At 44.8% G+C, this 23947-nt stretch carries 22 protein-coding genes; 19 read left to right on the top strand and 3 right to left on the bottom strand.

Going from position 1 to position 23947, the window contains the following annotated elements:
* The first annotated feature begins 174 nt into the window (after positions 1–174).
* The 4 genes from smc to ICN12_RS05560 all read left to right on the top strand — a co-directional run bounded on the left by smc (position 175) and on the right by ICN12_RS05560 (position 8007).
* On the top strand, positions 175–3696 hold the full coding sequence (gene smc / locus ICN12_RS05575; protein ID WP_216271393.1) for a chromosome segregation protein SMC: 3522 nt from the start codon (positions 175–177) through the stop codon (positions 3694–3696).
* Positions 3697–4764 (top strand): cell division protein ZipA C-terminal FtsZ-binding domain-containing protein, encoded by a 1068-nt coding sequence (locus tag ICN12_RS05570; RefSeq protein WP_370624946.1) that lies wholly within the window; start codon positions 3697–3699, stop codon positions 4762–4764. It begins immediately after the preceding gene.
* Between the two features lie 9 nt (positions 4765–4773).
* Positions 4774–6795, top strand: coding sequence for an NAD-dependent DNA ligase LigA (gene ligA, locus ICN12_RS05565; RefSeq protein ID WP_216271390.1), 2022 nt, complete (start codon positions 4774–4776; stop codon positions 6793–6795).
* 210 nt (positions 6796–7005) lie between these two features.
* Complete coding sequence (locus tag ICN12_RS05560; protein ID WP_216271389.1) at positions 7006–8007, top strand: alpha/beta fold hydrolase; 1002 nt, start codon at positions 7006–7008, stop codon at positions 8005–8007.
* A gap of 21 nt (positions 8008–8028) precedes the next feature.
* Here the strand turns inward: ICN12_RS05560 and ICN12_RS05555 are convergent, their stop codons facing one another.
* Positions 8029–8205, bottom strand: coding sequence for a hypothetical protein (locus ICN12_RS05555; RefSeq protein ID WP_216271387.1), 177 nt, complete (start codon positions 8203–8205; stop codon positions 8029–8031).
* Positions 8206–8393: 188 nt separating this feature from the next.
* On the bottom strand, positions 8394–8813 hold the full coding sequence (locus tag ICN12_RS05550; protein ID WP_216271386.1) for a hypothetical protein: 420 nt from the start codon (positions 8811–8813) through the stop codon (positions 8394–8396).
* Between the two features lie 142 nt (positions 8814–8955).
* Here ICN12_RS05550 and ICN12_RS05545 point away from each other — a divergent pair, with 142 nt between their 5' ends.
* The 15 genes from ICN12_RS05545 to ICN12_RS05480 all read left to right on the top strand — a co-directional run bounded on the left by ICN12_RS05545 (position 8956) and on the right by ICN12_RS05480 (position 21286).
* Complete coding sequence (locus tag ICN12_RS05545; protein WP_216271383.1) at positions 8956–9240, top strand: HU family DNA-binding protein; 285 nt, start codon at positions 8956–8958, stop codon at positions 9238–9240.
* A 150-nt stretch (positions 9241–9390) separates the two neighbouring features.
* Positions 9391–9984 (top strand): SRPBCC family protein, encoded by a 594-nt coding sequence (locus ICN12_RS05540; protein ID WP_216271381.1) that lies wholly within the window; start codon positions 9391–9393, stop codon positions 9982–9984.
* A 144-nt stretch (positions 9985–10128) separates the two neighbouring features.
* Positions 10129–10677, top strand: a complete 549-nt coding sequence (locus tag ICN12_RS05535; RefSeq protein WP_216271378.1) for a hypothetical protein — start codon at positions 10129–10131, stop codon at positions 10675–10677.
* Positions 10678–10840: 163 nt separating this feature from the next.
* Complete coding sequence (locus tag ICN12_RS05530; protein ID WP_216271528.1) at positions 10841–11596, top strand: enoyl-ACP reductase FabI; 756 nt, start codon at positions 10841–10843, stop codon at positions 11594–11596.
* A gap of 2 nt (positions 11597–11598) precedes the next feature.
* Entirely contained in the window at positions 11599–11916 is a 318-nt protein-coding gene (locus ICN12_RS05525) for a hypothetical protein (protein WP_216271376.1), read from the top strand.
* A 6-nt stretch (positions 11917–11922) separates the two neighbouring features.
* Positions 11923–12303 carry a CoA transferase subunit A gene (locus tag ICN12_RS10890; RefSeq protein WP_255537709.1) on the top strand — a complete coding sequence of 127 codons (381 nt, stop codon included), beginning with the start codon at positions 11923–11925 and terminating at the stop codon, positions 12301–12303.
* Positions 12272–12586, top strand: coding sequence for a CoA transferase subunit A (locus ICN12_RS10885; protein WP_255537708.1), 315 nt, complete (start codon positions 12272–12274; stop codon positions 12584–12586). Before ICN12_RS10890 ends, ICN12_RS10885 begins: the two co-directional genes overlap by 32 nt.
* Positions 12587–12600: 14 nt before the next feature.
* Positions 12601–13269 (top strand): 3-oxoacid CoA-transferase subunit B, encoded by a 669-nt coding sequence (locus ICN12_RS05515; protein WP_216271374.1) that lies wholly within the window; start codon positions 12601–12603, stop codon positions 13267–13269.
* A gap of 5 nt (positions 13270–13274) precedes the next feature.
* Positions 13275–13829, top strand: a complete 555-nt coding sequence (locus tag ICN12_RS05510; RefSeq protein ID WP_216271372.1) for a GNAT family N-acetyltransferase — start codon at positions 13275–13277, stop codon at positions 13827–13829.
* 132 nt (positions 13830–13961) lie between these two features.
* Positions 13962–16313 carry a DUF3141 domain-containing protein gene (locus ICN12_RS05505; protein ID WP_216271370.1) on the top strand — a complete coding sequence of 784 codons (2352 nt, stop codon included), beginning with the start codon at positions 13962–13964 and terminating at the stop codon, positions 16311–16313.
* A 2-nt stretch (positions 16314–16315) separates the two neighbouring features.
* Complete coding sequence (locus ICN12_RS05500; protein ID WP_216271368.1) at positions 16316–17743, top strand: bifunctional enoyl-CoA hydratase/phosphate acetyltransferase; 1428 nt, start codon at positions 16316–16318, stop codon at positions 17741–17743.
* A gap of 11 nt (positions 17744–17754) precedes the next feature.
* Positions 17755–18987, top strand: coding sequence for an acetate/propionate family kinase (locus tag ICN12_RS05495; RefSeq protein ID WP_255537707.1), 1233 nt, complete (start codon positions 17755–17757; stop codon positions 18985–18987).
* Complete coding sequence (locus ICN12_RS05490; RefSeq protein WP_216271367.1) at positions 18984–19160, top strand: hypothetical protein; 177 nt, start codon at positions 18984–18986, stop codon at positions 19158–19160. Before ICN12_RS05495 ends, ICN12_RS05490 begins: the two co-directional genes overlap by 4 nt.
* Positions 19161–19235: 75 nt before the next feature.
* A complete protein-coding gene (locus ICN12_RS05485) occupies positions 19236–19718 on the top strand; it encodes a SixA phosphatase family protein (protein ID WP_216271364.1) in 483 nt (160 codons plus the stop codon).
* A 74-nt stretch (positions 19719–19792) separates the two neighbouring features.
* Entirely contained in the window at positions 19793–21286 is a 1494-nt protein-coding gene (locus ICN12_RS05480) for a CYTH and CHAD domain-containing protein (protein WP_216271362.1), read from the top strand.
* 33 nt (positions 21287–21319) lie between these two features.
* Here ICN12_RS05480 and ICN12_RS05475 read toward each other — a convergent pair whose 3' ends face one another.
* Entirely contained in the window at positions 21320–23923 is a 2604-nt protein-coding gene (locus ICN12_RS05475; protein WP_216271360.1) for a [protein-PII] uridylyltransferase, read from the bottom strand.
* Positions 23924–23947: the final 24 nt, after the last annotated feature.

Genomic DNA, 23947 nt, shown 5'->3' with positions numbered 1-23947 from the left:
ACTTTTCAGTTAACTATCAGATTGTTAAGGGGTTTTGGCCCTGGATGTCGATTTATCATTATATCGGTGGGGCAAAAACCCGTGCGGGGAGCCCTAAGCTTGCTATCATCTTCCCACTTTAGTATTAATTTTTACCCCCTTATTTGAACCCCTTTTTTCCCTGCAAAGTACGCCGTGCAACTGAAATCCATCAAACTTTCCGGCTTTAAGTCGTTCGTCGATCCAACCCATTTTGAAATGCCAGGTCAATTGATCGGTGTTGTGGGTCCTAACGGTTGCGGAAAGTCGAATATTATTGACGCTGTACGCTGGGTTTTGGGTGAGTCTCGTGCCAGTGAGTTACGTGGCGAATCGATGCAGGACGTTATTTTTAACGGTTCTGGTTTACGTAAGCCTTCAGGTCGTGCCAGCGTTGAACTCATTTTTGATAATTCAGAAGGACGCGCTCAAGGTCAGTGGAGTGCTTTTACAGAATTAGGCATCAAACGTGTTCTCACGCGTGATGGCAACTCTAGTTATTACGTGAATAACCAAGTCGTGCGCCGTAAAGATATTCAAGATATTTTCTTGGGTACTGGTATGGGTCCAAGAGGTTACGCCATTATTGGACAGGGCACAATCAACCGCATCTTAGAAGCTAAGCCAGAAGAACTCCGTGTTTTCTTGGAAGAAGCTGCCGGCGTTTCTAAATACAAAGAGCGTCGTAAAGAAACCGCATCCCGTCTTGAGGATACCAAAGAGAACTTAGTTCGCGTTGAAGATATTCTGCGTGAGTTAGATCAGCAGGTGACTCGTTTAGAGAAGCAGGCTACTGTCGCCGAGCGTCATGCAGAACTTTCTACTGCAATGAAGTCACAACAACAGTTACTCTGGTTTGTGCGTCAGACCGAGGCTGGCAAAGAGCAAGAGCGCCATGCCAATGGTATTCGTGATACTCAAGTGAGTTTAGAAGAGCAGACTGCAAAAATGCGTCATGCTGAAACTGAACTTGAAACCATGCGCACCGAACAGTACGCTTTGCAAGACAAGGTTTCTCAAGCTCAAGGCGATTTGTATCAAACCAATGCTGATGTGAGCCAAGTGGAATCACAAATTCGTTACGTGCAAGAAGCACGTCAGCGTCTACAGCAGCAATCACAAGATTTATTGGCTCAGTTACAGCGCTGGACTGTTCAAGAGACAGATGCTGCTCAAGCGCAGCGCACTGCTGAGCACGAACTGAGCTTAGCTGCCGAAAAAGAACAAACATTGTTAGCGGATTTATCTGGCCTGCAAGAACAAATGCCAGCTCGCGAAGAGGCTTATCAAGTTCATGCACGCGAACTCAATGATGCCCGTGAGAACCTCGCTACGATTGACCAGCGTTTAGCCAGTTTGGGCGAGCGCGTTAAAGCAATCTTGGCTCAACTAGAAGGGCTCAAAGGGCGCGATACACGTCTTGAAGCTGAGCTTGCTGGTATGCGTAGACCTGATGCTGAAGCATTGCAAACGGCGATTGATCGTCATGCTATGGCGCAGCGTAAAGTTGACGAAGCAAGACAAAAAGCAGGTGATGCACAACAACGCGTGCCAGCTGCCGATGAAGCGCGTAATACCGCACAACAACAGATTCAGGCTGCTAATCAAGAATTGGCGCAAACCGAAGCCAAGCTGACAGCCTTAACTGCATTGCAGGCAAGCGTTCAGGCTCAGGGCAAGATTGGTCCATGGCTTGAGAGCAAAGGCTTAAAAGAGAGCAAGCGTCTGTGGCAAGAGCTCAAAGTGGAGACCGGTTGGGAAGCTGCTTTGGAATCAGTGCTGCGCGAGCGTTTAGCTGCTGTTACGGCCAAGAGTGTTCAAGAAACTTTAGCCTTGGCTAATGATGCGCCTCCAAGCCGTTTAGCTATTTTGTTGACTGAAGACATTTCTCCTGCGCACACTACGGTGCCGGCAGACTTCACTACTTTGCTCACTCGCGTACAAAGTGCGGGCGCACCGCGCGTTGCTGCTGTATTGCAAGAGTGGCTGGACAACATTTACATTGCCAATAGCTTGGAAGATGCACTGCATCGCCGTGAAAAGTTACCCGCAGGTGGTGCATTCGTCACTCAACAGGGCCATTTAGTCAGCCGCGTTGGTGTTCAGCTGTATGCAGCAGACTCCGAGCAAGCTGGTATGTTGGCACGTGCACAAGAGATGGAAGGTCTCGAGAAGCAATTGCGTGCGCAAAAACTCATTCAAAGTGAATTGCAAGGTGAATTGGATCAATGCGTTGCCAATTACCAAGCCGCCCATCAGGCTGCTGAGCAAACTCGCATCTATGCTGAACAAGCAGTTCAAGAAGTGCACGGTTTTGAAGTTGAAAGAATGCAGTTAACTCAAGCTCAAGAAAAGTACAGCCAGCGCGCCGAACAAATTCAGGGTGAGTTAAGTGAGTTGCGTCAGCAGATGGCGCAGTTGAGTCAAACTCAAGAACAATCTTCAGAAGAGCTCGCTCAGTCAGAAGAATCTAAGCAAGGCTTGCAAGAAAATCTTGCCATTGCTCAAGAAAAACTCGAGTTAGCCACGCAAGAGCGCGATCGCCTGCGTGAATCTTTACGTTCTTCTGAAATGTCAGCTCAAGAGGCAGCCTTTGCAACTCGCTCTTTGCAGCAACGTATTGCTGACTTGCAACGCGATCAAAGTACTGCTCGCGTGCAGATCATGGAGATTCAAGATAAGCAAGCCACTTCAGAACAAGAGCTTGAAACTCTCAGTGATGAAGAGGCGCAAGAGAAATTACAGGGCCTATTACTTGCCCGCAGTGCTCGCGAAGCCGCCTTAGCTAACGCGCGCACAGAGCAAGATGCTTTATTACATCAATTGCGCGAAGCCGATGAAGTGCGTATGCAGATTGAGCGCAGCCTTCAGCCAATGCGTGACAAGGTTGTCGACTTGCAATTGCGTGAACAAGCTGCCCGCTTGAACTTTGAACAATTTGCAACTTTGCTGTCAGATGCCGAAGCAGACTTAACTGCGCTAGAAGCAAACTTTAGCCCAGACCTCAAGGTAGGCGCTTTGCAAAGCGAAGTGACTCGTCTGGGTAATGAGATTCAGTCTTTAGGCCCGGTCAATATGGCTGCCTTAGACGAACTCTCTAGCTCACGTGAGCGCAAGCAATTCTTGGATGCACAGTCAGCCGACTTGAATGAAGCCATGCAGACTCTGACAGATGCAATTGCGAAGATTGATGCGGAAACCCGTGATCTCTTGCAAGGCACCTTTGATCAGGTCAATATCCATTTCGGAAAACTATTCCCTGAGCTTTTTGGTGGCGGTCATGCGGAGTTAGTGATGACTGGTGAAGAGATCTTGGATGCTGGCGTACAAGTGATGGCTCAGCCTCCAGGCAAGAAGAACAGCTCTATTTACTTGCTCTCTGGTGGCGAAAAGGCCTTGACCGCGATTGCTCTGGTCTTCTCCTTATTCCTCCTGAATCCTGCGCCATTCTGCTTATTGGATGAGGTTGATGCACCATTGGATGATGCAAACACCTTGCGTTATGCGCAGCTAGTGGCCAAAATGTCAGGCAAGACACAGTTTTTGTTCATCTCACATAACAAGATCACTATGGAAATTGCTCATCAGTTGATTGGTGTCACCATGCAAGAGCAGGGTGTATCCCGTATTGTGGCGGTGGATATTTCTTCGGCGGTATCCATGGTGGAGGCAGCTTAAGTGGATCTAGAGCAAATCATGACAATGTTGGGTTTGTCTGACTTGCAGTTCGCTTTGGCTGTAATTGGTCTATTGATTTTGATATCAGTGGCTATAGTGAATGTCAAATACGCTCGCGCACGCCGTAAGGCAAAAGATAGTGACATTTCTACAGACGATCGTTTTTCAAGAGAGCCTTCCTTTGGCCAAGGTTTTGCTGAAGCCGAGGATAGGGCTGAGCCTTCCTTTGGGGATGCTGGATTCTCTACCCCTGCTGTCCCAGAAAGTTTTTCAATTGATCCTCGGATTGATTGCGTCATCACGCTACGTTTTGATGAAAGCATTAGTGGCGCTGAAATTCTAGAAGAGATCAATGCATGGAATGATGTTCCTGCTACTTCAACCGCACGCTGGATGTGCGAAGGCTTAAATGCTGATGTCGACGCGGCTGAGGATTGGGAGACATTGCGTTCCGAGGCCACTTACTCCGAGTTGCAATTGGCAATTCAGCTAGCTAGCCGTCGCGGACCCATTGGCGTACTGGAGCTATCTGATTTTTGTTCACGCGCGCAAGCGCTTGCAGAAACATTGGGTTCCCAGATTGATATGCCGAGTGTAAACACAATGCTAGAGAGCGCCAAAGAGCTTGATGCCATGGCAGCTGAGAGTGATATTCAATTGAGCATCAATGTGCTATTTGATGAGGAAACTCCTGGTGCTAACTTCGATGCCTTGATGCGCAAAAGAGGATTTAGACTGTCTCGTAATGGCCGTGCCTATGAGTTCTTTAGCAATGGCGCACTAATTTTTACTAGCGCTGAGATTGATCCTAACGCACCTGTTAAACAACTCACTTTATTGCTTGAGGTGCCCTTGGTATCGCATGATGAGCGTGCATTTGAGCGCATGCTGGGCGAGGGTATTGAAATCGCCCAATCAGCTCACGGTCGTCTAGTTGATGACAATGGCATCAATCTGACTGAAGCCGCTGTGATTAGCATTCGTCAGCATCTAGATGGCTTGTACGCCAATCTCGAGAGGGGCGGCGTTTCAGCAGGCTCTTCTACTGCCAGCAGACTCTTTAGTTAAGGAATTACTTTGTCGTCTTCTAGTCCGACAAATTTAGCGGATCGCTACGCATTCTTGCAAGCTGAGTTAGCACGCTTAGAGCATGCTTACTATGTTCTTGATAACCCCATAGTTCCTGATAGCGAGTACGATCGCCTGTACCGAGAGCTCATCGAGATCGAAGCACTTCATCCCGAATGGATCACATCTGATTCGTTATCCCAAAGAGTGGGCGGTAGCGCACTCAAAGAATTTGATTCGGTTACTCATGTAGTACCCATGCTTTCCTTAAACAACGCTTTTGAAGATGCAGAACTCATTGCTTTTGATCGCCGCTGCCGTGAAGGTCTGCATGTTGAGCAAGTGGATTACGCTGGCGAGCTTAAATTTGATGGCCTAGCAATATCCCTTCGTTATGAGAACGGCTCCTTAGTGAGGGCTGCTACGCGTGGTGATGGGGCTAGTGGTGAAGATGTCACTGCCAATATCAAAACCATTCGTGCCATTCCGCTAAAACTATCCGGGGACAATATTCCTGCTGTATTAGAGGTACGTGGAGAAGTCTTTATGTATCTCAAAGACTTTCAGAGGATGAATGAGCAGGCTGCAGCACTGGGTGAGAAAGAGTTTGCCAACCCTCGTAATGCTGCGGCAGGAAGTTTGCGCCAACTCGATTCCAAGATCACCGCCAAGAGACCCCTATCGTTCTTTTCCTATGGACTTGGGGCATTGGAGCCACAATCCTGGTTGCCAAAAACCCATGAAGATTTGCTAAATGCTTACGTCAAACTGGGTTTGCCAGTGTGTTCGGAGCGCCGCGTTCTCAAATCAGTCGAAGAGATTCTGGCTTTCTATAACGAAGTTGGCGCTAAGCGCGATTCTTTGCCTTACGACATTGATGGCGTGGTCTACAAAGTCAATTCTTTTGCAGAACAAGCAAGACTCGGATTTGTATCCAGGGCACCACGCTTTGCTTTGGCTCACAAGTTCCCAGCCCAAGAAGCTTTAACAACCGTCCTCGGTATTGATGTACAAGTAGGCCGCACTGGCGCCATCACGCCAGTTGCTAGATTGGCTCCAGTAGAGGTAGGTGGCGTCACAGTTACTAACGCTACCTTGCACAATGAGGATGAAGTTAAACGCAAAGATGTCCGTATTGGCGATACCGTTTCAGTACGTAGAGCGGGAGATGTCATTCCAGAAGTGGTTTCTGTAGTCAAAGATCGTAGACCAGCTAATGCATCAGAGTTCGTCATGCCTACCCGTTGCCCAGTGTGTGATTCGCATATTGAACGTTTGGCGGATGAAGCGGTTGCTCGCTGTAGCGGTGGCTTGTTCTGCGGCGCCCAGCGTAAACAGGCATTAATTCATTTTGCACATAGACGTGCATTGGATATTGAGGGCTTAGGTGAAAAGATTGTGGATCAGTTGGTAGATCAAAATCTAGTTAGAACGCCAGCTGATCTCTATCGCCTGGGCTTTACTGCTGTAGCTAACCTAGAGCGTATGGGTGATAAGTCAGCTGACAACCTGATTGCAGCAATTAACCAATCCAGAAATACCACCTTAGCTAGATTTATCTTTGCACTGGGTATTCGGCATGTGGGTGAAACCACTGCAAAAGATCTAGCCAATCACTATCAATCAATGCACGCCCTCATGGATGCAACACTCGAAGACCTTCTCACCGTTAAAGACGTAGGCCCTGTAGTGGCTGACTCCATCACCAGCTTTATGGAGGAGGCACATAACCGCGAGGTGATTGAGCAACTCCTGGCTTCAGGGATGCAACTCTCTGTAGAGGAAAAAATTATCAGCGCAGCAGTCGCTGGAAAAACCTTTGTACTCACAGGCACATTCCCGACCATGACAAGGGATGAGGCTAAAGATCTCCTTGAAAAAGCAGGCGCTAAAGTCGCTGGATCAGTCTCCAAGAAAACCGACTATGTGGTTGCTGGTGCAGATGCTGGCAGCAAGCTCACCAAGGCAGAAGAACTGAGTATCCCAGTCATTGATGAAGCAGCCATGGTGGCCTTGTTGAATCAGCAATAATTCTCAAAAATATAAACATACGAGAATGCCCAAGGGCTAGTAGTATGGACATGTAGGCTTTAACAAGGCCAAGAATGCGCACCCCGCAAAAAGTGGCTTGATCGAGTCATTTCACAATCTGGTGCATTTTAATTATTACTGTCATCAAGACTCTATACAGTGGATAGACTTGGTTTATATCCCCAAATACTTATAGTTAGATATTACTGAATGAAAAGAAATTTTTTTGATCTGTTGCGAAATATGAAGTCCGATTTTTTTGGATCTGACCAGTCTTCTGGTATGCGTCCTCCAGAGCATTTGACGTCCAATGATCAGGGTGGCGATGTCATCATTCTGGAGCCCGCTTCGAAAGTAACGCCTCCTGATGGTGCCTCATTTAAATCTCAGCCAGCAGCTAAAGGGGTTGAGAGTACCGCGCCAGAAACACGTTATTTTGAGATCCTGGATGGTGACAAATCACGCAAGATTGCCTACACAATTTCAGGTGATGTGGATGCAGAGAATGTTTTATTGTGTTTACCAGGATTGCTGGAAACCAAACAAACATTTTTAGTGATTCATGCTTATTTTTTGAAATTTAAAAATTGCAAAGTCATTAGCATCGACCTTTCCGGTAGGGGTGAGTCCGATCATCTCGATGATGTTGATACATACAAGATGTCCTCATACCTTTCCGATATTAATCAGTTGATTCGTGGAATTATCTTGACCAATGATAAGGTGCGCCCGAAGCTGACCATTCTTGGAACTAGTATGGGTGGGGTCTTGGCGATGTACTTGACTCAAATATTTGGTAAAAAAATATTCGAAATCATTCTTAATGATATTGCCTTAACTGTGAATTGGACATCCCTATACTCGCTATATAAGTCCATGAAAAATGATGTAGGTTTTCAAGAGGTGCGACAGTTGGCTAAGGATCTCAAAGTGGATGAGAGGGCAATTTCAGGTGTTCAGTCCCCGGGACATTTTGACCTTTCCTTCCGCGCTGATGTCTGGGGCATGAATTTCCACGAAGCATTAGAGGGTTACAAGGGTAGGGTGGGGCTGATCTACGGGGGGCAATCCAAAATATGCACCCAGCAGCGGGTTGAAGAGGCTAGAAGCATTATTCCTAAGCTCAGTACGCTTGAGGTTGCAGACTCAGGCCATCCGGCGCCATTCAATCTTCTGGTTTGTGGATTCATTCAATCTGAGATGGGCATATAAACCATAGCTAGCTTGGCTTTTTCAGTCTTCGGGCAGGCGCTCTAGCCTATACATGCCATTTTTTAATTCGGCCAATGTTTTTCCTAGGTTGGAGCGTGTCTTGCCCTGCTTTTTTTCAATTATCTTTTTCTCAGGGATTGAGTCTGGCTTATATTCAGGTTCAACCAAGGCTTTTGGATCACCGCTGTTCAATTTCATAAATGCCAGTCTAAAAAAATCCCAGCCGAAGCTGGGATAAGTCGTAATGACAAAGGAGCTTCATTTAGAAAGCCACTTCATATTGCAGGATAATTGTGGCAATTTGATGAATGATGATTAAATTTAAGAATACTTAAATACGTCACAATTAGCCCGAGATTTACTAGATTCAAAAGGCAAGTGGGCAATTACTTGTAAGACAAGTAGGGATCTTTTATTTCTTTCACTTCCAGTTGCCCAAATATAAAAGATTCTGATCGAACCAATTGCCATTCTAAATCTTGAAAAATATCTTGATAGGGGCCGGAGAATTTTCTTGAAATACCGTAAAAGATATCGGTGAGCTCCTCTTCCATTGCTTCTGGAACAGTTTGTGAAAAATAGATGACCTTTTCACCATTGTAGGTTTCGCTAATATGAGCGCCTTTAATATCAGCAATGCAGATGCCAATATCCGGATCATAATTTTTTAAAAAACTAGGTTTGAAATCGGTGACCACAGAGCCTAGCTTCCAAACTAGACCGCATTTAATTTCCATATTGCTGTTTTGGAAGACTTCTCTATCGACAATGGAGCCAATTTCTAATGGGATGATTTGGTATTGCATCTAGGCACTCCTTCATTTTGTGGAGCCAAGGCATGTGCGTATTCTTGCATTCCATTGTGACAATTAGATGATGCGTAATTTTTTCTTGTAATTTATTCATGCTAAATTTCATTCATAAATAAACGAATTGATCTACATTGATATGAATAAAGTTGAATTAATTGAGAAAATTGCAGCAGGCGCAGATATTTCAATGCTTGCAGCCGAGCGTGTTTTAAATTCTTTCATCCTGCATGTGATACATAGCGTTTCAAACGATGAAATTGTTCAAATCATTGGTTTTGGCTCTTTTGCCCCTTGTGAGCGTAGTGCGAGGATGGGTCGAAACCCGGTGACTGGTGCCTCGGTACAGATTCAGGCCTCCAGATCAGTCAAGTTTAGAGCGGGCTCAGCATTTAAAGATGCTGTGAATAGCAAGTCACTTTGATATTCGGTTGGGAGAGTTGGGTGGCGGATCATTTTGGCAGTGGATTAGTTTAATCAAACTGATTGGTGAAGCTTCAGCCCATTGCAGTGCCCTCAAATAGTCACAATAGACCTTCAAAATCAAAGCCACAATAAACACTTCGGAGCATTGATGATTATTTTTGCTAAAGGGATTATTTGCTCACTTCTTCTGGCAATTATTCAAACATATTGTGTTGCAGCTGAGCCTACTCCCTATGATTTACAGGTTTTTGTAGGTAGATCTGGCGCCGGTTTTCAAGTTCAAGCAAGTTATATTGCACCTGTTAACGAGTGTGAGGCCTATGCGTTTTTAACTGATTATGAGGGCGCCAAAACTATTCCGGGAATCAGAGAGTCAAAGGTCATTGATCGTGTCGGCAATAAGGTTCAAGTCGAGAGAGTCGTAGAGGAGAGGGTATTATTTTTCCCCATTAACCTACGCTCAATTCTTGAGTTTTCAGAGGTGTCACCCAGACGACTCGAATTTACTCAGCTTGAAGGAGATGCCAAGGCCTATAAAGGGAGTTGGGTGATTGAGCCTGAGAAAAATGGCACGCGTTTTAAGCACCACGCTACTTTTGAGCTGGAGACAGCTATTCCACTTTTTTTGATTAAGCATTTTCTAGAAAATAGTGCCACTAGGCGTTTTGAGCTAATGGCTGAGCGCGCATCACAGCAGAAGCCTGATCCAAATTCAGATTGTAAAAAATCTACTATTTTGTAGATCCTCCATTCTGATCATTGGAGGTAGTCCCAAGACTGAATAAATATTTGTTTTGTGACAATACTGTCATGAAAAAACCTTATATTAAGTCAAATTGTTGTTGAATTAGACGGATCTATTGACCCTCAATATAAGGAGCAGTAAATGAAAAAGATCGATATGCATGAGTGGAATAAACAAAAAGCAGAAGAGCTATTTTCGCTTTCACATCAATTATTGGATACAGCAAAACAGTTAGGCGAATACCATGCCGAAGAGTTGCGCATTCATGTGACACATGCAATGGATTTGGCTAAGAGCGCTGCCCAGAATGACTTAAAGCAATTGGATGAGCTGCAAAAGAGTGCTGCTGTAGAAGCCAGAAAACGAATGGTTGTTTACCATAAAAAAGCTAAAACTTTATTAAATAACTTGAGTAATGATGTTGCTGACAAGGCTGAAAAGCATTTAGATAAGGCGCGAGATTCGTTATCTGACTGGCTCGATGATGCTGAGCAGAAGATGCCTATTGGTGGCGATAAATTGGCGAAAGTAGTGCGCGATATATCTGATGCAGGTACCAAAGCATTTAAAGAGGGTCGCAAGTTAGTAAATAATGCCATTGACAATGCAGACCAAGCAATTCATCAGATTGCTGGAACAGATGTTGCTGTTGAAAAACCTGCTACTAAGCGTGTAGCTGCTAAAAAGTAATTCACTTAGCATTAGTTGTCGGCTTTAGGTCTATGGCCCCAGTTAGAAATGACTGGGGCGTTTGATTTGGGTCAATAGAGCATGTCTGATTAGCTTAATCAGCCTTCATATTGTCATATTGCACCTGCAATATGAACCGTTGGTAATTTTTCGGGAAATGAAGATGCTTAAGGGTAAAAAAGGAATTGTTTTTGGGGTAGCTAATGACAAGAGCATTGCATATGCTGTTGCCAAGAAACTGGGTGAAGATGGCGCATTTGTAACAGCCTCTTGCCTTAACCAAAAAGCTTATGACATTGTTTCCCCGGGTTTATTAGCGGTGGACATTTCCGTTCAGCCTTGCAATGTGGAAGATCCTGAGCAGTTAAAAAATTTCATTGATGAAGCAGCGACACGTCTTGGTAAATTTGATTTTATCGTTCACTCCATCGCGTGGGCTCCTTTAGAAGATTTGCATGGCAAGGTCATTGATAGCTCTAGTGCGGGCTTTTCTAGGGCTATGGCAGTCTCCTGCCATTCATTTGCGGAGATTGCCCATTTATGCCTTCCGCATATGATGGATGGGGGGAGCATGGTAACGATGACTTACATCGGTGCTGACGAAGCGGTTCCTCATTACGGCTTAATGGGTCCGGTAAAAGCGGCGCTAGAATCTTTGGTTCGATACATGGCATTGGAATTGGGGCCACAAAAGATCCGCGTTCATGCCGTATCTCCAGGCCCCATCCTGACCCGTGCCGCCTCTGGTATTGAAGAATTTGATGCCCTTATGAAGCATGCTATTGAAAAAGCACCCTTAGGTAGGTTGGTCACCACGGAGGAGGTTGCTAATTTAACGGCCTTCCTATGTGACGATGGCTCTAGTGGTATGACAGGGCAAACGATTTATGTGGATGGCGGTTGCCATGCAGTGGCATAGCCATGCTTCCCGAAAGTGCATTAGAAGATCTGCGATTAAATGAAGATATTCATGAGCTTAATAAGGAGATAGTGAGATTGGCTTATTTTTTAAATGTCGATCTTGAGCGAGTCGATGTTGTTGATGAACTCTTAGAAAAAAATCTACCGGATGATCATGAGCATTTTTATAAGTTAGCCACCTTAAAAGGCCTCATCCTACTGAGAGGGCACATACATCAGTTGAGAGCAGAGCATGGTGTTCCTGATGGGAAGAGCCCCTTAGAGGAAGAGATTTTTCAAAGACTTAATCTGGGTCATCACCATGCGGAAGAACAGTAATTCATTATGAAAAAAGCAATTTCAGTTGAAGCAGCAGTTGAGCTTATCCCTAATGGCGCCTCCATAATGATTGGTGGCTTTATGGGAATCGGCTCCCCCCATCGCATGATCGACGCTTTGGTAGCGGCTGGCACATCTAACTTAACCGTTATAGCTAACGATACGGGTAAGCCAAACTATGGCATTGGAAAACTGATTTCCACCGGCCAAGTAAAGCACGTCATTGCTAGTCACATTGGCTTAAATCCAGAAACCCAGGCCAAAATGTTTAGCAAAGACATTACTGTTGATTTAGTGCCTCAAGGCAATTTAGCGGAACGGATACGTGCAGCAGGATTTGGTTTGGGGGGGCGTATTGGTCCAGACTGGCATCGGCACACTAGTTGAAGAGGGTAAGCGAGTCATCGATATTGATGGGGAGGATTGGTTATTAGAGCTGCCGATATTTGCAGATTTTGCACTTATCCACGCACATCAAGCTGACTATCTCGGTAACTTGGCCTATCAACTCACTGCGACCAATTTCAACCCAGTCATGGCAATGGCTGCCAAGGTAGTGTTGTGTGAGGCCAATGAAATTGTTCCCGTTGGCATGATTTCTCCAAATGATGTCATCACACCCGGAGCCATTGTGACCGAACTGATTTCAATGCCTCACAAGCACCACTAGGAAAGCAATTAATCATGACTACACTTTCCCCTAATGAAATAATTGCCAGGCGTGTTGCCAAGGAATTATCGGACGGCATGTTGGTGAATTTGGGAATAGGACTGCCTACCCAAGTAGCCAATTACCTACCAAAAAATATGACCGTCTTTTTGCAGTCAGAAAATGGCCTCATTGGACTTGGAGCGCGTCCTCCTGAGGGTATGGAGGATGATGATTTAACCGATGCTGGAGGCACTCCAGTAATGGCGATACCAGGGGCCGCAAGAATTGATTCTGTTTTCTCATTTGGATTGATTCGCGGCGGACATTTAGATATGACGGTTCTTGGTGGTCTGCAAGTAGACGCACAAGGAAAATTGGCTAATTGGATGATTCCCGGCAAGATGGCACCCGGAATGGGTGGTGCTATGGACTTGGTTTCTGGCGCTAAAAAAGTGGTTGTCGCCATGCAACATACCGCTAAGGGTGCGCACAAAATTGTTCAGGAATGCACCTTGCCGCTTACCGCTACTCGCCCAGTAAGCTTGATTGTGACTGACATGGCAGTCATAGAGCCTACGCCTGAGGGTTTGGTATTAAGAGAGCTGGCTCCAGGAGTAACGGTAGATCAAGTCATTACAGCAACCGGTACGCATCTGATTATTTCAGAAGATATTCATGAAATGGATTTGGAGGGGGATTAAAGACAATGGACACAATATCGATTAACAACGCATTGCAATCGAGCTTCATCAAGAAGTGGTCACTGGTTCATGGTGGAGAGTATGAGATTAGGCCTATCACACCAGATGATCGGGAGGCAGTGTTAGATTTATTTCAACATTTATCTTCTCAAAGTCGATATTTTAGATATGCCCACGCAATGTCAACCCTGCCTGAGGATTTGCTAGAGCAAATTATTCACGCGTCAAATCCCAATGATTTTGCCCTGGCTGCTTTCATTAGGCAGGAGGGTGAATCCACAGAAAGTTTGGTTGGTATTTCACGATATGTTCGTGATGCAAATAGCACTAGAGGTGAATTTTCTCTATCGGTAAGTGATGATTACCATCATGAAGGCATTGGATCCCATTTGATGCAGGGAATATTGGATTGTGCGCGATTAAATGGCTTATCTGAAATTTATGGGTTCGTAATTAAAGAGAATCACGATATGTTGGTGTTGATGCGTCATCTAGGCTACGAATTACATACTGATGAAGACGATGCCAAGATGTATATAGCTACCAATTCCACGGCTTAAATCATCAGCTATACCCGAATTGTCACAAAACTTACATGAAGTTGACACGCATGATAACTAGACTGATAGGTCAACTACGAAGATTCGATCCAGCGAGAGGCAGCAATGTTTAATTTTAGCCAATACAGTCCCATGAGTTCTTATAGAAATATTCTCCAAAAGAATATGCAGGCCGCTCAACTATCTCGTCAAGGACAAAAGCAATCCTTACATAAGATTTCAGAGCTAAGCTCCATACATAATCAAAAGCTTCAGGGGGTCATGCTCACTGAATCCAAAAAGATTGAAAATCTTTTAGAAAAAACCAAAGAAAAAGCAACTGAACTGATGGCTTCAGAGCCGACTGCCCTATGGGGTATGTGGCGGGAATACTTAACTGACTCTACTCAGCGTAGTGCGATGGTTTTTGAAACGCTACGCAAGCGTGGCAATGTATATCTAGATCATGTTGAATCAGGCATGCCACCAGTTTTAGATTTTGGATACGAAGTCATCATTGATGGGCATGACTTAAGCACGCCTGTGAATTACTTATTGCTGAAGATTAAGCCACCAAAGGGTGTTGTGATTGATGAGAAGCGCGCTCCAGTCATGATTATTGACCCACGTGCTGGTCACGGTGCAGGTATTGGTGGTTTCAAGCCTGATAGTCAAGTGGGCGAGGCTTTTGCGGATGGTCATCAGGTGTACTTTGTTGCATTTAGGCCAATGCCAGAACCCACTCAAACGATTGTTGATGTTCGTGATGCTGAAATCGTATTCTTAAAACATATTGTTGAGCAACACCCCCATTCACCAAAACCCATTGTGGTTGGCAATTGCCAGGGTGGTTGGGCGGCCATGTTATTGGCTGCGGCAGTTCCTGATCTGATGGGCCCAATTGTGCTCAATGGCTCCCCAATGTCTTATTGGGCGGGCAAGGTTGGGGATAACCCAATGCGCTATACCGGTGGTATGCGCGGTGGTGCAATGTCTGCCTTAATGCTGGCGGATATGGGCAATGGCTTGTTTGATGGCGCAAATTTAGTAGCTAATTTTGAGGCCTTAAATCCAGGTAATAGTTTTTTTGGAAAATATTACAACTTATATTCCAATGTAGATACGGAAGCTCAACGATTCTTGGATTTTGAAAAGTGGTGGGGCGGATATTGCTTCATGACTGAAGCTGAGATGCGTTGGATTCTTGATAATTTATTTATTGGTAATAAGTTAGCGACTGGTGAAGCTATTCTGGGAATGGAGCGAGTAGATCTCAAGGCAATCAAATCTCCCATTATTGTGTTTGCATCCCACGGTGACAATATTACGCCGCCACAGCAGGCATTAAATTGGATTCCTGACTTATACGCCAGCGTAGAAGAGATCAAAGCTCGAGGTCAGCGAATTGTGTATATGTTGCATGACTCCATTGGGCATCTAGGCATTTTTGTCTCTAGTCAAATTGCTGGTCGTGAACACGTAGCGATTACCGACACTGTGCGGGCGATTGAAGCGCTATCACCAGGACTGTATGAAATGAAATTGGACGATGAAGAAGATCGTGTTCATATTCGTTTTGAGCCACGTGGAATGGGTGATATTTTAGCTTTAGGTGACGGCAGGGATGATGAGGAGTTGTTTACCGAAGTAGCTCAGATGTCTAATATCAATACTGAAATATACGACCGCTTTGTCCGTCCCGCGATTCAAAATATGTCAACCCCTGAAACTGCAGCCTTGATGCGTGAATCTCATCCGCTGCGAACACAACGAGTCATGTTCTCTGATAAGAATCCCATCATGCCGATGTTAGATAAGGCAGCGGAATCTATTACCCAAGAGAGAAAGCCCGCCAGCAAAGATAATCCCTTCATCATGGCAGAAAAAGTTGCCAGTGAATTAATCGAGACTCAGCTCAATCTCTACCGCAGCATGCGTGATTCCATGACGGAAACTAGCTTCTTCTCCATCTATACCTCTCCGTTGATTAAAGCCATCATTAGCCCCAAAGATTCTGGTTTACCTAAACACTCAATGGTTGATGTTCGTCAAATGCCTGAAGTTCACAATGCATTGGCTCTTGTGGATAAAGGTGGCCTGGCTGAAGGGGTAGTCCGAATCTTGCATTTATTAAATGATGCTCGTGGTTACGTTCGTAGAACAAGATTAGAGCGTGAGTTGATCGCTTTAGGTCACTCTAAGTTATTTCCAGACATGGATCATGAGGATATCGTGAAGATTGTTCATCAGCAAGCGTTAATAGTCGACTTTGAGCCTAAATTAGCAATCGACTCATTACCAATTCTTCTTCATACTGCTGACGCTCAAAAGAAAGCGCTCAAGCTAGTCATGGGCATAGCTGGACCACGTGAGACCATGCACCCATTTGCTTTAAAAATGTATGGGCAAATTGAAGATCTCCTTCATCATAAGAAGGCTCACGCTGATGAAGCGCCCCTCGAGGATGTAATCGTTGCCCAAGAGCTCGATTCTAAGGCTGAATAATCATGAATGCGCCTGTGAATGGATTGAAGAATCGGACCTGGGATGAGCTGAAAGTAGGGGATAAAGCCTCTATTGAGAAGCGCGTTACTGCTCGGGACTTATTTCTTTTTGCCCATGCATCAGGCAATATGAATCCTCTAAATATCCCCCATCTTGATGTGCAAAATGAAGGAAGCACTTCAGTAGTTGCGCCATCCATCTGGCTTGGATCCCTCATCTCAAGCGTGTTGGGCAATATTCTTCCGGGACCGGGAACTCTATACCGTTCGCAGAATTTTGAGTTTATGGGTAGAGCGCACGTTGGCGATCTTTTGAAAATCACCGTGACCCTTACCGAGAAGTGGGAAAGCCCGAGTGCTGTTTTTCATACTACCGTTTCAGATAGTAATGGAGTCTGTATAGCATCTGGTACAGCCATTGTTGACGCCCCATTGGAGAATATCTACCTAGGACCTAATGATTTGCCAGGTTTACTCATGGATGAGCACGATCATTTCGATCGACTCATTGCTGAGGCTAAAAAACTGGAGCCGATGCCTACAGCAGTTGTTTGCCCTGATGACGCCATGTCGTTAGCGGGAGCATTTTTAGCAATGACAGAGGGTTTAATTAAACCGGTTTTGATAGGATCGCGAAAAGAAATTCAAAGTGCGGCCGAAGAAGCGCAATTAGATCTCTCTGGTATAGAACTGATTGATATTGCCGATCATAAGCAAGCGGCTGCTAAAGCAGTGGAGTTGGTGCATCAGCGAAAAGTAACAGCCATCATGAAGGGTAATCTCCACTCAGATGTGCTGCTCTCCCAGGTGGTAAAAAAGGAGGGGGGCTTAAGAACCCTAAGACGCATCTCCCATGTGTTTGTGTTAAATGTAGCGAGCTTAGAGCAGCCACTATTTATTACGGATGCTGCTATTAATATTGCTCCAGACCTGCCTACGAAAGTGGACATCATCCAAAATGCGATTGATCTGGCAAGGGCTTGCGGCATTACATTGCCCTATGTAGCAGTTCTTTCTGCTGTTGAAACCGTCAGCTTTAATATTCCATCCTCAATGGATGCTGCAATTCTTGCCAAAATGGCCGATCGCGGTCAGATTACTGGTGGCTTGGTTGATGGACCTTTGGCGATGGACAATGCGATTGATGTTGGTGCAGCTAAAACAAAACACCTAACCTCTCCAGTAGCAGGAAAGGCGCAAATATTGGTCGTTCCCAACCTAGAGGCTGGAAATATGTTGGCCAAACAGCTGACTTTTATTTCGCATGCGCAGCCAGCTGGTCTAGTTTTGGGTGCGCAAGTACCAATCATGTTGACTAGTCGTGCTGATAATGAACGCGCTAGATTGGCTTCTTGTGCTTTGGCGCAACTATTTCATGCGTTTCAGCAAAATGGATATTCAAGTTTTAGTTTAAGCAATACCAAGACCTAAGGTTTTTCATCATGGATATGCAAACAGGTTTACATGGTCAAGCTATTCTCACTATCAATGCTGGCTCTTCATCCATTAAGTTCTCCTTATTCTTAGTTCCCCAACTTAACCAAATTATTGCCGGTCAGATTGATGGTATTGGTGGCGAGGTTCGCTTTAAAGTGAAGTTAGCATCAAAAAGCACTGAAGAAACCATTGCCTGGCCAAGTGCATCTCGACCCCAGAATCATCGTGAGGCGCTATCTTTCTTGATTGACTGGTTGCATCAATTCGCAAAAGATATTGAAGTGGTTGCGGTAGGGCATCGCGTTGTTCATGGGGGCCAGAAATATAGCGCGCCTACTTTAATTAGCGATGAGGTGATGGAGGAGCTAGACGCACTGATGATTCTTGCGCCTTTACATGAGCCCCATAATCTTGCGGGTATCAGAGCGGCACAAGAAAGTTTTGGTGGAATACCACAAATAGCCTGTTTTGATACTGCCTTTCATCGCACCCATTCATTTGTGGATGATTGCTATGCGATTCCGCGATATTTTTATGAAAAAGGGGTCTGTCGATATGGATTTCACGGGCTCTCATATGAATATATTTCCGATCGCCTACTTCAGATGTATCCAAAGGAAGCTCTTAAGAAAGTGATTATTGCGCACTTGGGTAATGGCGCATCTATGACAGCGTTAAATAATGGCCACTCAATTGCATCCACCATGGGATTTTCGTCTTTAGATGGGCTGCCAATGGGTACGCGTTGCGGTGAAATCGACCCTGGTGTGTTGCTTTACATGATGCAGCATGAAGGTATGGATGCTGGACAAATTGCACAAATTTTGTATCAAGAGTCCGGCTTAAAAGGTCTATCTGGCGGCCTTTCAAATGATATGCGCACCCTAGAAGAGTCTGATCTTCCTGAGGCAAAAGAAGCCATTGATTATTACGTTAAAGAAGTTAAGCGAGAGATTGGTGCATTAACTGCGCTGATGGCCGGCTTGGATGTGGTTGTCTTTACTGGCGGTATTGGTGAGAATTCTGCCGCTATTCGCGGAAGAATTTTAAGGGAGATGGCTTGGATTGGAATTGATTTAGATGAGGATAGAAATCTAAATGGTGAAGTGAATATTTCATCGGATGCTTCAAGGGTCTTATGTTTAAAGATCCATACGGATGAAGAGCGCATAATTGCTAGGCATACACTTGAATTAAGTAATAATACAACCGTCAAAAATAAAGCGAGTAATGTATGAGTTTATATAACGATATCCTAAAGAAGCTTAGAAAAACTGGGATGCTCGATCTAATGGAATACAGAGAGTTATCTAGAAAAGAGATAGATAATTTAGGTGACGATATTCGATATTGGTGCACCTATGGAAATGGCAAGTTGGATAAATTGGGTAAAGAAAAGAAAGATAAATAAGATAAGCCCAATATCTCCTGACGCACCTTAAAGACTTGGTGTATCAACCGCATATTGAGCAAATTACATAATTCAATGGGCTCAAAATCACTATTCCTATTGCGTCACGCCAAAGCAGCTGCTGGAGGAATTCTGATTGCAGATAAAGATAGGCCCTTGTCTGAAAAAGGGGTTAAAGATGTTGGTAAGCTGGCTAATAAGTTATCAAAAAAAGATCTTGATTTTGAATTAATTATTACTAGCCCAGCTGTTCGTACTATTTCTACAGCTCAAATTATTGCAAAGGGATTAAAAATCTCGCATGCACATTTAGTGGTTAACGATTCACTATATGCTGCTGAAGCGATGAACTTATTAAAAGTAATTTCTTCGGTTTCGAAAAAGATCGACAAGCTAATGGTCGTTGGACACAATCCTGGATTAATGAGTTTGGCATCTTTAATAGCGGGTGAGCCCATCTCATTGTCGACATGTTCTTTAATTAAGTTTTCATTTGATTTTAAAGAGTGGCATCATATATTGACGGAGAGAGCATCAAAATTTAATTTTTTAAATTAAGCAGCTTCCCTCACCTCCAGTCCTCCTTACATCTTATTTATTAAATAATGCCCACTAACAGTAGCGAATTCGAAATGAAGTTTCTCTTTACAGAGGATAAGCTTGAGGCTATTGAAAAGTTTATTGTCTCGAAAGGGGGTATTCGCAGACAACATTTACAGGCTATTTACATTGATACCCCTGATTTTTTGCTTACTCAGTCAGGCATTGCCTTTCGCTTGCGAAAAGAGGGTAGGCAATGGATTCAAACCTTAAAGGTTTCTACCCCCAATCTACTTGAGCGACTTGAACATAACGTTACCTTGAGCGTGTCTGGCAGTGCGATTCCTAATTGGGATATTGAGCTTCACCAAGACCACGAGGCAGGAAACGCTTTAAAGAAATGCCTCCCGAAATTACAAGCTAAGGATTTACAGGCCTCCTATCAGACGGATATATGGCGTCGAAAAGCTTTGGTAAAAACCCGCTCTGGCTTGATTGAATATGCATTGGATTTGGGGTTTATTCAGTCGAATCAGTCTACTGGAGCAAGTAAGACTGTTGTTCAAGAGCTAGAAATTGAGCTAAAAGCGGGGCCCTCAAGCGGCCTTCTTCTGCATGCGCAAAATATTATCAAGAGATACGGGGCTTACATCGATACGCAAAGCAAATCTGAGCGCGGTTTTTTGTTGGCGCGTAGCCTTCAAGCGAGCCCCCCAGTTCGAGCTAAGTCTATATCCCTTAGGAATATTAAAAGTGATAGGTCAACGATAAACTTGTTGATTCACTCCTGCTTGAGTCAGGTTCTACCAAATCAAAGTGTTCTAAATTCTGAATCCGTCAATCCTTCTGAATATCTTCACCAGTTACGGGTAGGTCTGAGGCGTCTCAAAGTGTTGTTTAAGTATTTAGCAAGACATGATGTTTGCGTTGGTGAAGCAGGCTTGGAGGTTTTCAAAAAAACTTTTGATGCGCTTGGCGAATATCGGGATAGCGATTACCTTACTGGTGTCTTGAATCCCATCCTCCAATCTCTAGGTGGGCCAGAGATTAAGCTGGGCGCCATTCGGGATTTGCCAAACCCTTCCCATATCACTAGAAATAAAGACTTCCAGCTTCTATTGATTGAGATAATGTCTCTTGAAATTCCTGCGCTTGTCGATCCGCTGGAAGAAAAAAATACCAAAGAGAGTTCAGGCGCTATTAAAAAGACGGCAGTTAAATTACTCGACAGCACTTTTAGTTTTATCGCTACACAGGTGCCGCGATTTTCAGTATTAGAGGATGAAGCAATTCATACCTTACGAAAAAAGATGAAATTCATGCGTTACTCACTTGAATTTTATAAAGACTATTGCAATAAAAAGTACTATCGTGAATTCTTTAAATCAATATCAATTACGCTGGATCATTTCGGATTGTTTAATGATATTTGTGTATCCATTAGTCGAATTGAAAGCTTGACTAAGGGTGATCCAACGTTGTTGTTTGCTCTAGGCTGGCTTAAGGCTGAGCGCCAGCGCGTTCGTTCTTTATGCGAGAAAAGCGTCAAAAAACTTATTCAGAATAAGCTTGCCTGGAGGGTTTAGCTTATTTCAAAAAATAAAGAGTGGCCAATGGCATTAAGCCCCTAACGCCTCTAGTAAATCCGTCTCTAGCAAGATCTGTAACTTGGGATTCTTGCTCAGGTTAGCCGCATCCAACAAGAATACGTCCTCCACTCGCTCGCCCAATGTGTTGATGCGGGCAGTATGAAGTGAGACCTGATGCTTGGCCAATACTCTGGAGATTGCATAGAGTAGGCCGGTACGATCGCTTGCTGATAGGGATAGCGCATAGTAATGCCCACGCTCATCTGGAGTCATATGCACTCGAGGTTGAATCGGGAAGGTACGTGATTGCCTTGAAAGGCGCCCCATACTTGGCGATGGCAGAGGCCCATTATTTTGCAGGGCTGCTGTAAGTTCATATTCCACCAGCTGAATGAGGTCGCGATAGCTTCCTCCTTCATCCACTAAATTACTGCCGGAGATTTGGAAGGTATCGAGAGCGTAGCCATGTTTTGTCGTATGAATGCGCGCATCCCAAATCGAGAAGCCGTGACGTTCAAAGTAGGCACAAATTCTGGCAAACAAATCTTCTTGGTCCTTGACATAGACGGCAATTTGTAGGCCCTCACCAACTGGGGAGAGGCGAGCTCTCACTACCGGAGTCTCACTATCCACTTTATTAAACAGATGGCGCGTAAGCCAAGCAATATCTCCCGCATCCTGACGCAAGAAAAATGCGACATCCAATTTTTTCCAGAGATTATCGTAGGCGGCATCTTCAATACCATGAAGACGTAACTGGGCACGAGATTCTTCTTGATGCTGTGCAAGTTCAGATGAGGCATCTGGTTTTGCACCGCCCAATACACGCAGAGTCACGCGGTATAGATCCTCTAGTAATTTACCTTTCCAGGCATTCCATACTTTGGGGCTGGTACCGCGGACATCGGCAACTGTGAGTAAGTAGAGTGCAGTTAGATGGCGTTCATCCCCCACCTTTTTAGCAAAAGCTTGCACTACTTCTGGGTCGGTAATATCTTGCTTCTGAGCTACTTGGCTCATGTTGAGATGCTCTGCAACTAACCAAACTAGAAGCTCGGTATCTGCTTTATCTAAGCCGTGATCCTTAGCAAATTTACGCATGTCTGCTTTGCCAAGTTCAGAGTGGTCTCCACCACGTCCTTTAGCAATGTCATGAAAGAGTGCTGCAATGACTAACAACCAAGGCTTTTCAAAATGGGCGATGAGGCTGCTGCAGAATGGAAATTCATGGGTATGCTCAACCACCATAAAGCGGCGAACATTGCGCAGGACCATCAAGATATGCTGATCAACCGTATACACGTGAAACAAGTCATGCTGCATCTGGCCAACAATTTTTCTGAAGGCGGGCATGTAGCGACCCAGCACACTAGAGCGATTCATGAGCTGAAATGCACGACTAACGCCCTCAGGTTCTTTCAGTATTTGGATGAAGAGTGCGCGATTAACCGGATCTTTGCGCCATTGGCTATCCATCTTCTGGCGCGCGTTATACAGCGCTCTAAAGATGGTGGCTGAAAGACTTTTGACGTTGGCAGTTTGCGCAAAAACCAAGAAAGTGCGCAGAATCTGTTCAGGATGTTTCTGAAACAGTTGTGGATCGGTGATATCCAAGACGCCTTGACGCTCAATGAAGCCTTCATTTCCCTCGCCGGCAATAGCGTGAGTTGTTTTGGATTCTTGAGGAAAGAGTAAGGCCTCAATATTTTGTAGCAGCACATCGTTTAATTGACTAACCGCTTTGGCGGCCCAATAGTAACGACGCATGATGGCTTCACTTGCTAGCCTAGAGGAATCTTCTTTAATTCCCATGGCCGCAGCAAGGGGTGTTTGCAAGTCAAACACCAATACATCTTGTCTGCGCTTAGCTAGTAGATGCAAGTTAGCGCGCAAAGTTTCTAAAAAACGTTGGTTGCGATTAAGCTCAGTTAGCTCTCGTTGAGTAACGAGACCTGTAATGTTGAGATCTTTAAAGGTGCTGCCTAAGTGTGCTGCTTGACTCACCCATGTGATTACTTGTAGGTCACGTAAGCCACCAGGACTCTCTTTGCAGTTAGGCTCTAGAGAGTAGGGCGTATCTTGATATTTATAGTGCCGCTGAATTTGCTCAGCGAGCTTGGCCTGAAAGAATGTCTTTGGATCTAAAGTCTCTTCATAAACAGAAGCAAATTCTTTGAAGAGGGCTTTCTTGCCACAGATGAGTCGGGATTCAAGCAAGGATGTTCGAACCGTAATATCTTGCTCGGCTTCGGAGATACACTCTGCGACTGTTCTCACGGAGGAGCCAATCTCCAAGCCAGTATCCCAGCATTGCGCCACAAACTTTTCAATCTTGCTAGCCAATACTTCTTCAAAATATTGTTTATCCGCTGGCAACAAGATCAATATATCAATATCGGAGCAGGGGAAGAGTGCACCTCTGCCAAATCCGCCTACCGCTACTAGCGCAGCATCGGATTTAAGCTCACAGGAATTCCACAGGCTGACGAGTAACTCATCACTGAGCTTGCTCAGTTGCTTAGTTAGTCTTCCAACAACTTGATTCTCACGAAAATCCGCATAAGCCAATTCTCGTGCAGCTCGTAAACTAGCGATATCTGCAATCGGATTACTTCCTGCGAGAGTGTGACCCATTACGCTTGAGGTAATTGAAGTGCT

Source organism: Polynucleobacter sp. AM-25C3 (assembly GCF_018882335.1).
Taxonomy (GTDB): Bacteria; Pseudomonadota; Gammaproteobacteria; order Burkholderiales; family Burkholderiaceae; genus Polynucleobacter.
Note: the sequence above shows the minus strand (reverse complement) of the source record. Positions and strands in the feature narration are given on the sequence as shown.